This is a genomic window from Paraburkholderia steynii (assembly GCF_900100565.1).
GTDB classification, from domain to species: domain Bacteria; phylum Pseudomonadota; class Gammaproteobacteria; order Burkholderiales; family Burkholderiaceae; genus Paraburkholderia; species Paraburkholderia terrae.
This window is the reverse complement of the sequence record NZ_FNDI01000010.1, coordinates 102,338-115,355: the sequence shown is the minus strand read 5'-3', so window position 1 is coordinate 115,355 and position 13,018 is coordinate 102,338. Positions and strand designations below refer to the sequence as shown.

Here is a 13,018-nt window from a genome sequence, read left to right as displayed (position 1 = left end):
CCGGTTCGGACCCGTATAAAACGTACTGCTGCGCTTATGCGTTATGTTGGTTCAAGGGCGCGCATGGTCCGGCAGCGCAAGAAGGTGCTCAAAAACGGGTACTCAAAAACGAGGTATATCGGGATGAGGCAGCAGCCCTCCGCGCACATGCATCTTGCCGTACTCGGCGCAGCGGGCGCGCGTCGGGATGCCCTTGTCGGGATTGAGCAGGCAGGCGGGATCGAAGGCGCGCTTGACCGCGTGGAACGCATCGCGTTCTTCCGGGGAAAACTGCACGCACATCGAATTGATTTTCTCGATGCCCACGCCATGTTCGCCCGTCACCGTTCCGCCCAGCTCGACGCAGGTTTCGAGAATGTCGCAACCGAATGCCTCGGCGCGGTGCCACTCGTCGAGATCGTTGCCGTTGAACAGGATCAGCGGATGCATGTTGCCGTCGCCCGCATGGAACACGTTGATGCAGCGCAGGTTGTACTTCTTTTCCATCTCTTCGATGCGCGCGAGCAGCGGCCCGATGCTGCGGCGCGGCACGGTACCGTCCATGCAGTAGTAGTCGGGCGAAATACGGCCGGCGGCCGGGAACGCATTCTTGCGGCCCGACCAGAAACGCAGCCGCTCGGCCTCCGTGCGCGAAATCTGGATGCGCGTGGCGCCTTGCTCGCGCAAGACGGCCGTCATCCGGACGATTTCTTCGCTCACTTCCTCGGGCGTGCCGTCCGACTCGCACAACAGGATGGCCGCTGCGTCGAGGTCGTAGCCCGCTTGCACGAATTCCTCGACGGCGCGCGTGGCTGGCTTATCCATCATTTCCAGGCCGGCGGGGATGATGCCCGCGGCGATGATGCCCGCGACGGCGTCGCCGCCTTTCACGACGTCGTCGAAACTCGCCATGATGACCTGCGAGGCCTGTGGCTTGGGAATCAGCTTGACTGTGACTTCCGTGACGATCGCGAACATGCCTTCGCTGCCGATCACGACAGCCAGCAGGTCGAGGCCCGGCGCGTCCGGGCTGAGCGAACCGAACTCGACGATTTCGCCTTCCATCGTGACCGCACGCACGCGCATCACGTTATGGACGGTCAGTCCGTACTTCAGGCAATGCACGCCGCCGGAATTTTCCGCGACGTTGCCGCCGATCGTACAGGCGATCTGCGACGAAGGGTCGGGCGCATAGTAGAGACCATAAGGCGCGGCCGCTTCCGAGATAGACAGGTTGCGCACGCCCGGCTGCACGGTCGCTGTGCGCGCATACGGGTCGACTTCGATGATCTTGCGAAAGCGCGCGAGCGACACGACGACGCCATGCCGGATCGGCATCGCGCCGCCCGACAGGCTCGTGCCCGCGCCGCGCGGCACGATCGGCACGTTCAACCGGTGGCAGATCTGCACGATGCGCTGCACCTGAGATTCCGTCTCGGGCAACGCGACGGCCAGCGGCAAGCGCCGATATGCGGCAAGACCGTCGCACTCGTACGCGACGGTGTCTTCTTCGCGATACAAAAGGCAATGCGTTGGCAGCACGGCCATTAAAGCCTGCACGACTTCGCGCTGACGTTGCGCAAGCATCTCGGGCGAAAGCTCGGGGGACAGCTCGCCGGGTGCGTTCATGGAATGTCTCCTCCATCGACGGCCGCGCGCGTCGTTGCGCTGCGCAGCCAGCTCTACGGTTATGCCCGGCCTAGGCCCACGTAAAGATCTTGCCCGGATTCATCAGGTTGCGTGGATCGAGCGAATGCTTGATCGAGCGCATCACGTCGACGGCAACGGGGCCGTGTTCTTCGACCAGAAAGCCCATCTTGTGCAGGCCCACGCCATGTTCGCCCGTGCAGGTGCCGTCCATGCGCAGCGCGCGCTGCACGATGCGATGATTCAGGCGCTCCGCCTCCTCCAGTTCTTCCGGCTTGTTCGGGTCGATCAGCATCGCGACGTGGAAGTTGCCGTCGCCGACGTGCCCGACGATCGGGCAGGGCAGCGGCGAGGCTTTCAGGTCTTCTTCCGTTTCGACCACGCATTCGGCAAGCCGCGAGATGGGCACGCAAACGTCGGTGGTGACGGCGCGGCTGCCGGGCTTGAGTTGCAGCATCGCAAAGTACGCGTTGTGACGCGCGTTCCACAGACGGCTGCGGTCTTCCGGACGCGTCGCCCACTCGAAGCCTTTGCCGCTATTCTGCGCGGCGATTTCCTGCACCAGTTCAGCTTGCTCCTTCACGCCGGCTTCCGTGCCGTGAAACTCGAAGAACAGCGTGGGCGCTTCGCGCAGCGTCAGGTTCGAATGACGGTTGATCGAGCGGACGGCGAGCGAATCGACGAACTCGACGCGCGCGATCGGCACGCCGATCTGGATGGTTTCGATCACCGCGCGCACAGCATCGCCCATTGAAGGGAACGTGCAGACAGCCGCCGATACCGCTTCGGGCTGCGGGTACAGGCGCACGGTGATTTCCGTGATCACGCCGAGCGTGCCTTCCGAGCCGACGAACAGGCGCGTGAGGTCGTAGCCCGCCGACGACTTGCGCGCGCGCGTACCCGTCTGGGTCACGCGGCCATCCGCGAGCACGACGGTCAGGCCGAGTACGTTTTCGCGCATCGTGCCATAGCGCACGGCGTTCGTGCCCGACGCGCGCGTCGCCGACATCCCGCCGATGCTCGCATCGGCGCCCGGATCGATGGGGAAGAACAGACCTGTGTCCCGCAACGCTTCGTTCAACTGTTTGCGTGAAATGCCGGGCTCGACGGTGACGGTCAGATCTTCCGCGTTGATCGACAGCACGCGGTTCATCCCCGAAAGATCGATCGATACGCCGCCTTGCACGGCGAGCAGATGGCCTTCGAGCGAAGAACCGTTGCCATACGGAATGATGGGCACGTCGTAGTGACCGCACAGCTTGACGATGCTCTGTACGTCTTCTGTGTTGTGCGCGAAGACGACGGCGTCGGGCAGTTGTGGGTCGAATGGCGACTCGTCGCGGCCGTGATGGGCTCGGACGGCTTCGGACGTGGATACGCGTTCGCCGAATGCCGACTTGAGCGCAGTGAGAAGTTCAGGAGGAAAGGGGCGGCGCACGGGGGCGGGCGGCACGGGATGGTTCACCTGCGTCTCCTGTTGGCGAATATTCTGATGGTTGATGCCCATTTTACGCCCATCGACCGTTGGCGCGGCGTCATGCTTGCAGACAGGCGCGGCAAGGGTTAGCCCGATCGTCCTTATAATGGATCGAAGCTGAACGGCATACTGCGATATATCCGGACGGATGCATCGCGGAACATTATGAGGACACGGACATCATGGGCAACCGCTTGAGCAAGATCGCGACGCGCACGGGCGACGACGGCACCACGGGTCTCGGCGACGGCAAGCGCGTGCGCAAAGACGACGCGCGCATTGCCGCAATCGGCGACGTCGATGAATTGAACTCGAACATCGGCGTGCTGCTGTGCGAAAGATTGCCCGACGATGTCCGCGCCGCGCTCACGTCGATCCAGCACGATCTGTTCGATCTCGGCGGCGAACTATGCATCCCAGGCCATTCGATGATTGCCGATACCCATCTCGCGCAACTCGACGCGTGGCTTGCCGAATACAACGCGACGCTGCCGCCGCTCAAGGAATTCATTCTGCCTGCCGGCACGCGCGCCGCTTCGCTTGCGCATGTGTGCCGCACCGTTTGCCGGCGCGCGGAACGCGCGATCGTCGCGCTTGGCGCTGTCGAGACGATCAACGATGCGCCGCGCCGGTATGTGAACCGGCTGTCCGATCTGCTGTTCGTGCTGGCACGCGTGCTGAACCGCGTGGACGGCGGCGCCGACGTGCTATGGCGGCACGACCGCGGCGCGAAGAGGCCGGACCCGCAACGCGGCGAATAGCGGTGCGACCTGCAAGAGCGCTCAGCCGACCGCGAGCGTCACAGGCTTACCGATACGGCTCATCATTTCGACGAGGGTATCAATGGTGAATTTGGCCGTCTTCTTGTTGACGACATCCGACACGCGCGGCCGCGACACCATCAGGATTTCCGCAGCTTCAGACTGCTTAAGATGATGCTGTTCGATCCACGTGGACAGCTCGGTCATCAGCTGTTCCTTGAGCAGCCGCGTGTCGTTGATCTGCTTTTGCGATGCGGCATGCAGGCGCTTCGCCTCTTCTGCGGGGAAGCCGAGCTCGAGAAACAGATTCGCGCCCGGTTTTGTTACGTGACGGACCTTGGTGTCGATGGTCTTCATACTTTCCTCACATTGGCCACGGCGCGGTAGCGCGCCTCGGCGATTTCCCTGTCCTGCCGGCTGGTAGCCTGCGTCTTCTTGTGGAAGCAGTGCAGCACATAAACGGCTTCGACAAACTTGGCGACGTACATCACGCGAAATGCGCCTTCCTGCTCGTTGACGCGAATTTCGCGCGTGCCCGCGCCGACGATATCGAACGGCTTCCAGTTGTCCGGATCAAGCCCCGCCTGCACCTTGGCGAGCTGAAAGCCAGCCTGGCGGCGCGATTCATCCGGGAACGCGAGCAGATCGTTGTAGCTGGAGCCGACCCAGCGAATCTCTTTTTCCAGCTCCATGTGTTCCCTTCGTGTACAAAATTTTATACCTAAAATCTCCGGCGTTCAATCTGCGCAAACACCGGAACGAGATTTGAAGGTACCGAAAGGGACGAGAAAATTCGATTCGGCCGAATGGCCAAAAAAAAGCCCGGCTGCATGAGCCGGGCACGATGTGCGTTGGGGGAAGCGCGGCGTTCAGTTGCCGCTGCCGCGTGCAATGCGGCGCTGCTTGACGGCATCCGCGAGACCTTCCAGCACGCCGATGCTGTCGTCCCAGCCGATGCAGGCGTCCGTGACGCTCTGGCCGTAGGTCAACTCGCAGCCTTCCTGCAGGTCCTGACGGCCCGCGACGAGATGCGATTCGACCATCACGCCAACGATGCGCTCGTCGCCCGCCGCGATCTGGCGGCCGATATCCGCGCACACGGGAATCTGGTTCTCGTGCTTCTTCGAGCTGTTGGCGTGGCTCGCGTCGATCATCAGGCGCGCTGCAAGGCCGGCCTTGCCGATGTCGCTGCACGCGGCGTTCACGCTGTCGGCGTCGTAGTTCGTCGTCTTGCCGCCGCGCAGGATGATGTGGCAGTCCTCATTGCCTGCCGTCGAGACGATCGCCGAGTGGCCACCCTTGGTCACCGACAGGAAATGGTGCGGCTGCGATGCCGCCTTGATCGCGTCGACGGCGATCTTCACGTTGCCGTCGGTGCCGTTCTTGAAGCCCACGGGGCACGACAGGCCCGACGCGAGTTCACGATGCACTTGTGACTCCGTCGTGCGTGCGCCGATCGCGCCCCACGAGATCAGATCGGCGATGTACTGCGGGCTGATCATGTCGAGGTATTCGGTGCCGGCGGGCAGACCCAGCTCGTTGATCTTCACCAGCAGTTCGCGCGCAGCGCGCAGGCCGTCGTTGATCTTGAAGCTGTTGTCCATGTACGGGTCGTTGATGAGGCCCTTCCAGCCCACTGTCGTGCGCGGCTTTTCGAAGTACACGCGCATCACGACTTCCAGTTCGCCAGCGAAGCGCTTGCGCTGCTCGATCAGGCGGCCGGCGTATTCCATCGCGGCCTTCGGGTCGTGAATCGAGCACGGCCCGATGATGACGATCAGGCGGTCGTCCATGCCGTGCAGAATCCGATGCATCGACTGGCGCGCGTTGAAGATCAGATCCGACACCTTCTCGTCGCACGGGAATTCGCGGATCAGGTGCGCGGGCGGCGTCAGTTCTTTCAATTCGCGGATGCGGACATCGTCGGTATTGTGCGGGGGCATGGGTTTCTCCTCGATTCGTTTAGTAGCGCGGTTCGAGCGGTCTGCTATCTGACGACGGCGACGCAGCGAACAGGTCAACAGGCTAAAAAGGTCACAGTCAAAGTTGTTAGGGACGAAAAAAAACCGCCAGACTCGCTGGCGGTTTTTTCGGGAATTTCAGGTGCTTATGTACGTTCACACCCCTCTCGATCCGCCAGCGGTCTGAGATGCCCAAAAGAAATAAAAATAGAACTTGGCGGACATGGCGAAAAAGGGATGGCTCGTCAAAAAGGTTGATTGGCTTTATAACCCGAGGTTTGCTCGGTTGGCAAGCCGCAGGCCCTAAAAATGCGGAAAATCCGCACGCTTCGCGCTTTCAACGCGTAAAGCGTGCGTGTTACCTGAAATCACACCGTGCCGCCGACCGTCATCTTGTCGATGCGCAGCGTAGGCTGACCGACGCCGACGGGCACGCTCTGGCCTTCCTTGCCGCACACGCCGACGCCCGTATCCAGCGACATGTCGTTACCGATCATGCTCACATACTTGAGCGACTCCGGGCCGCTGCCGATCAGCGTCGCGCCCTTGACGGGATACGTGATCTTGCCGTTTTCGATCATGTACGCCTCAGACGCCGAGAACACGAACTTGCCGTTCGTGATGTCGACCTGGCCGCCGCCGAAGTTCACCGCATACAGACCGTTCTTCACGGAAGCGATGATTTCCTGCGGATCCTTGTCGCCGTTGAGCATGTACGTGTTGGTCATGCGCGGCATCGGCAGGGCTGCATACGATTCGCGGCGCGCGTTGCCCGTCACGGGCATTTTCATCAGGCGCGCGTTCAGCGTGTCCTGGATATAGCCCTTCAGGATGCCGTCTTCGATCAGCGTCGTACACTGCGTCGGGTTGCCTTCGTCGTCGATGTTGAGCGAGCCGCGGCGATTCGGCAGCGTGCCGTCGTCGACCACCGTCACGCCCTTCGCCGCGACCTGCTCACCGATGCGCCCGGCGAACGCCGACGAGCCCTTGCGGTTGAAGTCGCCTTCCAGACCGTGGCCGATTGCTTCGTGCAGCAGCACGCCGGGCCAGCCCGGTCCGAGCACGACGGTCATCGCGCCAGCCGGGGCCGGACGCGCGTCGAGGTTCACCAAAGCCGCGTGGACGGCGTCGTCGACGTACTTCGACAGAAGTTCATCCGTGAAATAGCCGTAGTCGTACCGTCCGCCGCCGCCGCCGCTGCCGATTTCGCGACGGCCGTTCTGCTCGGCGATCACCGTCACCGAAACGCGCACGAGCGGGCGGATGTCCGCCGCCAGCGCGCCGTCGCTGCGCGCAACCAGCACGACGTCATATTCACCCGCGAGGCCCGCCATCACCTGCGTGATGCGCGGATCGCGGCCGCGCGCCATCTGTTCGATGCGCTCGAGCAGCTTGACCTTCGCGGTTGCGTCGAGCGAATGCAGCGGATCGGACGGCAGATACAGATCGCGCCCGGACACGCCCGTCAGCGTCAATGCCGCCTTGATCTTCTGCTTGCCGCCGCCCGCTTTCGCGATCGCGCGCGTGGCGATCGCGGCCTGGCGAATCGCTTCAGGCGACAGGTCGTCCGAATACGCGAACGCCGTGCGGTCGCCCGACACGGCGCGCACGCCGACGCCCTGGTCGATGCTGAAACTGCCCGATTTGACGATGCCTTCCTCAAGGCTCCACGCTTCGCTGCGCGTGGCCTGGAAATAGAGGTCCGCGTAGTCGACGCGATGCGTGAAGATTTCGGCGAGGGTGCGGGTCAGCACGCCTTCGTCGAGGCCGTACGGCGTGAGGAGCACATCTTTGGCCGTCGCGAGATTACGGATGCTGGGTTCGATGATGTTCATGCGAAGTTCGCTCGATTCAGGGTATTCGGTGGGTGCATGCCAGTCAGATGGGTGACGTCGGCGGCACTTTCAATACGTGCGGTTCATGTCAAACGTAATCAGCTCAGCACGCGGTGACGCCAGGCCGGCAGACTCTGCCGGACTTCGTCGATACGTGAGCGCTCAATATTGCCCGCGACGACGCCCGCGCCTTCGTCGCGCACGTCGATAATTTCGCCCCACGGGTCGATCAGCATGGTGTGGCCCCACGTGCGCCGGCCGTTTTCATGCTTGCCGCCCTGTGCAGCGGCGAGCACGTAGCACTGGTTCTCGACGGCCCGCGCGCGCAGCAGGGTTTCCCAGTGCGCGCGGCCCGTCGTGTACGTGAAGGCGGACGGCACGACGATCAGCGCGCAGTCGCCCATGCGCCGGTACAGCTCGGGAAAGCGTAGATCGTAGCAGACGGATAGGCCGACGCGCCCGAACGGCGCGTCGAACGTGCGGACGGTGTCGCCGGGGCGGATCGTGCGCGCCTCGTCGAACGATTCCTCGCCTTTCTCGAAGTTGAACAGATGGATCTTGTCGTAGCGCGCGGCCTCGTTGCCCTGCGGATCGAACACCAGCGTCGTGTTCAGCACGCGGGTTTCTTCAGGCGCGGTCAAAGGCAGCGTGCCGCCGATCACCCAGACCTTGTGCCGGCGCGCGGCGTCGGCGAGAAAGCGCTGGATCGGGCCGTCGCCGTAGGGTTCACGCACGGTGAGCTTGTCGGTGTCCTTGTAGCCCATGAAGCAGAAGTACTCGGGCAGCAGGACGAGCTGCGCGCCATCGGCGGCGGCTTGCGCGATCAGGTGGTCGGCATCGGCGAGATTGCGGTCGCGGTCCGGCGTGCTCACCATCTGCAACGCGGCGACGCGGAAAGGACCAGCGTGGAGAAAGGACTTCGCGGACTGCGTGTTCAGGTCGCTCATAGGCGTTCGAAAGACTCCTGCAATGGGCAGTACGGACAGCGGACGCCGACATTCGCGCCCGGTGCATAGGGCGCGCCAGCCATCGCCAGAAAACTCGGAACCGCGGTTCGGCCCTCAGTTCGGCGTCGCGATGGCCGCCGGCGCGTTCATATTACCGCTATCTCCATGTACCCGCTCGACGTGCGGTTTGGCCCATGAGCCCGTGATCGAGTAATCGCGTGCGAACGCATGTTCGATCGAATGCGACAGTGCGATATCGCCGACCAACGCGGCAAGGCCGAGCAGTGGATTGATGATGGCCGCTGCGACGACGCCCGCGCCGGCGCTGACGGTCGGCACGACATGCACGTTCAGGTTCTGCGTTTCGGTGGTCATATCGACGGTGCCTTTCATTTCGGCGCGCGCGGGCGCTGTCACCAGTTCGAAGTTGTTCGTCGAGCCGATGCCGTTCACGACCTGCGCAGTGCCCGTCACGTGTTCGAACGGCAGCCCTTCGCCGATCACGTCGCGGAAATTCATCGACGCGTAGCGCGCGAGGCTTTGCAGGCTCAGCACGCCGAGCAGCTTCGCGACGCCCGGATCGACCTTGAGAATCTGCCCGTGCCGCAGATCGACGGCGAGATTCCCGTTGAGCGTCGGATAGTCGGGCTTGGTCGGGCCGCCGCGCCAGCCGAGCTTGCCCGACAGCGACCCTTCACCCGCCTTCAGTGTGCGCGGCAGGCCGGCGCGTTCGAGCAGCAGACCCGCGTCCTTGATGTCCAGTTTGAAATCGAGCTCGGTGCTCCGCTCGGCTTCGTCGTCCTGGTTCGCACCGTAATTGCGGCCCGTGCGCCAGTTCGCCGTCGCCTTCAGCACGGCGGCCGGGTTGGTGATTTCGAGCGAATCGAGTTGCCAGACGGGCGTGCCGTTGTCCTCGAAGTTATGCGCGTTGACTTCGAGCTTGCCGATGTTGCGCTCGCGCACGATCAGCTCGTTGACGACGAGATCGATCGATGGAATGTTTTGCGCGGGCTGGTTGATCGCCGGGCCAAGCAGATCGTTCTCGGTCGCCGACGGAATCACGAGCCGCGCGAGCCGCGCCTGCAGCGTGCCCGGCGATCCCGGCTGCGCGCCCGGCACCCATGACAGGTGGCCCGACACCTGGTTCGACGCGATATTCGCCTGCCACTGGCGGTCGTTGTGCGAGGCGCCGACCACCACGCTTTCCCAGTGACGCTTGAGCAGCGTCAGCGTGCCGATGTGGATGGCGAAACGGTTCGGCATGAACTGCACGGCCGTCGCGCTGGGCGGCACGGGGGCGACGCCTTCGTTGGCCTTGCGCATCTGCAGGAAGAGGGCGCGCCACGCGTCGGCGTCGAGCGCGTCGATGTCCACGGCGGCGATCACGCCTTCCGACGGCAATTCCGCCGTCCGGTTCACGCCGACCGCGCCGCGCACGACTTCGGGCGGCTGGCCGGGCGTGTGGCGCAGCAGATAGGTCGCCGCGATCGGACCGAGCGTGAGGTCGGCGCGTTGCAATCCGTTGCCCGTCGCGCTGCCGGTGCTTGCGTCCACGCTGCTGCCGCCGTTCCCGACAGTCGGCCGGAAGGTGAAGTCGAGCGGCATCGGTGTGCCGATCGGCTTGTTGAACGGCGCGGGGAAATTGAGCGCGAGCCCCGTCAGGTCCGAGTGAACGGCGACATCGGGCAAACGGCCCTTCGCGCCGCGCACGCTGATGTTATAAGGCGCGCTGCCGTTCATCCGCGTCAGCACCTGCGCGGGCAGGCCGCGCAGATTCAGGTCGCGGGCAGCATCGACGGCGACCTGGCCTGACAGGTTGAGCGCATAGGCGCCTTTGTCGTCGAGGCCGCCCTTCGCATGCACGTCGCCACCCATGAACTGCCCCGTCAGCCCGTCGACCTGCGCGGTGCGCTCGGTGAAGTGGACTTTGCCGCGCAATTGCGACAGCGGCGGGACGTTGTCCACCGCGAGCCGGTCGTTCTCGAACGCAAGCGAGCCTTCCACCGCGACACGCACTTTCGGCGGCGTGACGCCCGGCGGCGTGGGCGGGTTGCGCGGCACCGTCAGCTTGAGCGCGAGCGCGGCGGGGCCTTCGGCATGAATCTTTTCCGTTTCATGCTTCGCCATTCCGCCGAGCGCGCTGTTGTTCACGTAGTCGAGCATGTCGGCGAGCGGCCCGTGTCCGTCGCCTGTGATGATGAGGCTCGATGCGCGGTTGCCGAGGTCGTCGATCTTGCCCGTCACCTTGCGCATGGCGACGCCCTTGTAATGCGCGCGGTCCACGTCGAAGCGCAGCAGTTTCTCTTTCAGCTGGAACGTGCCGTCGATACCGTCCAGCGCGGGCCACACGTTCGGTGCGCCGTTTTTCAGCGTGCGCGGCGGATACGGCGACGGGTCGAAGCGCCCGCCCTTGAACGGCGCGATGATTCTGAACACGCCCGCGCTCGGGTCACGCGAGTAGGGGAATTTCTCAAGATTGCCGTGAATCTCGATCGTGCCGCCGTGTGACACGCCCGCCTGCAAGCCGTGGGTCAGATAGACGCGCAGTTTTTCGCTGATGCTGGTAGGCAGATAGCGCGTGATGCGCGTGACCTGCGCGCGCTCGAAGTCGGCCTTCAGATCGAGCGAGCCGCGCCCACTGCCGACGTTCGAGTAGCTGGCCGTCGCCTTCGCGGCCGTATCCGCATTCGACACCTTCAGTTCCGACACATCGACCTTGAACGCTTTGTGCTGCTGGCCTGGCTCGATGGCGGACGCGATCGTCCATGTGCCTTTGCCGCTCAGATGATCGAAGGTGAGGCGCGGGTCGTCGAACACGCCGGGCAGCGTGAGCGCCGCGTTGGCCGTATCGATGGCAATCGAGCCGTGCTTTTCGTCGGCGTCGACCGTGCCCCACAGATTCTCGATGCCCGGAATGCCCGCGCGCGGGTGGTTTCTCGCGGTCAGCCCCGGCGGCGGCTCCTGCGCGGCGACGCTGATGCCCTGCAGATCGCCCTTGAAGCGATACCGCACGATGGGTTCCGCGCCGGGCTCGCGATGCTCGGTGGCGGCCTCGCCCGAATCGGGCTTGCCGCGCTCGACTTCAATCGTGTAGTCCGCTACCAGCCCGCGCGGGTTGAAACGCACGAGGTTGTTCAGAATGCGTTTGGGGAGCGGCAGCGCGCGGCTGAATTCCACGAGCACGCCCAGATCGACGCGATCGCCCGAAATGCTGATCAGCTGGCCGTGCTGGATGCTCGGCATCCGGTAGCGGCTCGACAGCGTGTGCAGCGCAAGGATGCGGGCCACGGGCGTGCCGTCGTCGAGCGGCGGCTGGCCGAGTTCGGCGCGCAGGTTGTTCAGGTCGAGTGTCCACTCGTCCCCGTCGTGCGCGACTGCCCACGAAAAGCTCGCGACGGGCACGTCGAGCTTCGGCTGCGTCGGCTTCACGCGCAGCGCGATGTTGTTGCCCGACAGTTCGCCCGAGGCCGAGCGCACGCGGCCCTGCGCAAACTGCAGCCAGATCGCGTTGTCGACGCGGCCCGCGTAGGTTTCGATCGGGAAGTCCATGTAGCGGGCGAGCGTCGGCAGATCGACGGGCCCCGCCGATATGTAGGCTTCGCCCGTCCAGTTGATCGGCTTGCCCATCGCGGCGAGGCGCGCGTGCCGGAAGTGCGCGCGAAAGTCAAGCGGGCCGAACAGCAGCTTGCCGTTGGGCGGCGCCTGCAGCGCGAGCCGGTGATCGTAGCCGTCGCTGAGGATCGCGAGGCGAATGTCCTGTAGCGCGATCTCAGGCGCGTCGCGGCGCGCGTCGTGCCAGCGCAGCGTGCCGCCGCGCAGGATCATCGCCTCCTGGCGCAGCAGCCACGTGCTGAAGGTGTCGTTGCCGGAATGCGTGGTCGGCACCATCACGCCCGCGACCGTCAGCGAGCCGTCCGTCTCGCGCTCGATCAGCAGATCCGGCTTGTCGACGATCACACTCGACAGGATCGGCGCGAGCTTCCAGACGGATGACCACGACACCGTCGCGCTCGCGTGCGGAATGTTCAGCGCGACCTTGCCGTCGCGGTTGGTGATGGTGACGTTGGTGACTTCGAGGCCGGGCTGGAAGCCCGTCCAGTGCGGCGCGATCTTGCCGATCTTGAGCTGGGCGTGGATCTTTTCGGAGACGGCCGCCTCGATTCTCGGACGAAACGAATCGGCGTGCGGCAGCACGATGTAGCGCAGGCCAAGAACGGCCAGCACGACAACGAAATACAGGAACAGCGCGATGCCAAGCAGGACCCGCAGCGTGTGCCGCAGCACTGCGTGATCGTGTCCGCCTACGGGCTTGACGCGTCCAGCTTCGTGCGGGTCGGCGGATGAGTTTCGCTCGGACATGCTGCGACGGGGTAGGCGTATGTTAGTTTTGCGGTCTAACCACGAAATGTAT

The 13,018-nt window shown here is 64.1% G+C and carries 9 protein-coding genes; 1 reads left to right on the top strand and 8 read right to left on the bottom strand.

What is annotated here, in order from left to right:
* Positions 1 to 102: 102 nt before the first annotated feature.
* Positions 103 to 1,608, bottom strand: a complete 1,506-nt coding sequence (locus tag BLT65_RS19330; protein ID WP_091780039.1) for an FAD-linked oxidase C-terminal domain-containing protein — start codon at positions 1,606 to 1,608, stop codon at positions 103 to 105.
* A gap of 70 nt (positions 1,609 to 1,678) precedes the next feature.
* Positions 1,679 to 3,091, bottom strand: a complete 1,413-nt coding sequence (locus tag BLT65_RS19325) for an FAD-binding oxidoreductase (protein WP_091780234.1) — start codon at positions 3,089 to 3,091, stop codon at positions 1,679 to 1,681.
* Positions 3,092 to 3,285: 194 nt separating this feature from the next.
* On the opposite strand from BLT65_RS19325, the gene BLT65_RS19320 reads away from it, so the two are divergent.
* Positions 3,286 to 3,864, top strand: a complete 579-nt coding sequence (locus tag BLT65_RS19320; protein WP_091780036.1) for a cob(I)yrinic acid a,c-diamide adenosyltransferase — start codon at positions 3,286 to 3,288, stop codon at positions 3,862 to 3,864.
* Between the two features lie 21 nt (positions 3,865 to 3,885).
* Here the strand turns inward: BLT65_RS19320 and BLT65_RS19315 are convergent, their stop codons facing one another.
* The 6 genes from BLT65_RS19315 to BLT65_RS19290 all read right to left on the bottom strand — a co-directional run bounded on the left by BLT65_RS19315 (position 3,886) and on the right by BLT65_RS19290 (position 12,966).
* Positions 3,886 to 4,221 carry a helix-turn-helix domain-containing protein gene (locus BLT65_RS19315; RefSeq protein WP_042313094.1) on the bottom strand — a complete coding sequence of 112 codons (336 nt, stop codon included), beginning with the start codon at positions 4,219 to 4,221 and terminating at the stop codon, positions 3,886 to 3,888.
* Positions 4,218 to 4,556 carry a type II toxin-antitoxin system RelE/ParE family toxin gene (locus BLT65_RS19310; protein WP_091780033.1) on the bottom strand — a complete coding sequence of 113 codons (339 nt, stop codon included), beginning with the start codon at positions 4,554 to 4,556 and terminating at the stop codon, positions 4,218 to 4,220. The genes BLT65_RS19315 and BLT65_RS19310 overlap by 4 nt, the downstream gene beginning before the upstream one ends.
* 177 nt (positions 4,557 to 4,733) lie before the next feature.
* The gene (gene aroG, locus BLT65_RS19305; protein ID WP_007578607.1) at positions 4,734 to 5,807 is read right to left on the bottom strand and encodes a 3-deoxy-7-phosphoheptulonate synthase AroG; all 1,074 of its coding nucleotides are present in this window, start codon (positions 5,805 to 5,807) and stop codon (positions 4,734 to 4,736) included.
* A gap of 386 nt (positions 5,808 to 6,193) precedes the next feature.
* Positions 6,194 to 7,660, bottom strand: coding sequence for a metalloprotease TldD (tldD, locus tag BLT65_RS19300; protein WP_091780030.1), 1,467 nt, complete (start codon positions 7,658 to 7,660; stop codon positions 6,194 to 6,196).
* A gap of 98 nt (positions 7,661 to 7,758) precedes the next feature.
* The gene (locus BLT65_RS19295; protein ID WP_091780027.1) at positions 7,759 to 8,607 is read right to left on the bottom strand and encodes a carbon-nitrogen hydrolase family protein; all 849 of its coding nucleotides are present in this window, start codon (positions 8,605 to 8,607) and stop codon (positions 7,759 to 7,761) included.
* 114 nt (positions 8,608 to 8,721) lie between these two features.
* Positions 8,722 to 12,966, bottom strand: a complete 4,245-nt coding sequence (locus BLT65_RS19290; RefSeq protein ID WP_091780024.1) for a YhdP family protein — start codon at positions 12,964 to 12,966, stop codon at positions 8,722 to 8,724.
* Between the last annotated feature and the right edge of the window lie 52 nt (positions 12,967 to 13,018).

Coding starts and splice junctions, on each gene's coding strand:
- BLT65_RS19330 (WP_091780039.1), bottom strand. CDS start 1,608: ATGAACGCACCCGGCGAGCTGTCCCCCGAGCTTTCGCCCGAGATGCTT.
- BLT65_RS19320 (WP_091780036.1), top strand. CDS start 3,286: ATGGGCAACCGCTTGAGCAAGATCGCGACGCGCACGGGCGACGACGGC.
- BLT65_RS19315 (WP_042313094.1), bottom strand. CDS start 4,221: ATGAAGACCATCGACACCAAGGTCCGTCACGTAACAAAACCGGGCGCG.
- BLT65_RS19310 (WP_091780033.1), bottom strand. CDS start 4,556: ATGGAGCTGGAAAAAGAGATTCGCTGGGTCGGCTCCAGCTACAACGAT.
- aroG (WP_007578607.1), bottom strand. CDS start 5,807: ATGCCCCCGCACAATACCGACGATGTCCGCATCCGCGAATTGAAAGAA.
- tldD (WP_091780030.1), bottom strand. CDS start 7,660: ATGAACATCATCGAACCCAGCATCCGTAATCTCGCGACGGCCAAAGAT.
- BLT65_RS19295 (WP_091780027.1), bottom strand. CDS start 8,607: ATGAGCGACCTGAACACGCAGTCCGCGAAGTCCTTTCTCCACGCTGGT.
- BLT65_RS19290 (WP_091780024.1), bottom strand. CDS start 12,966: ATGTCCGAGCGAAACTCATCCGCCGACCCGCACGAAGCTGGACGCGTC.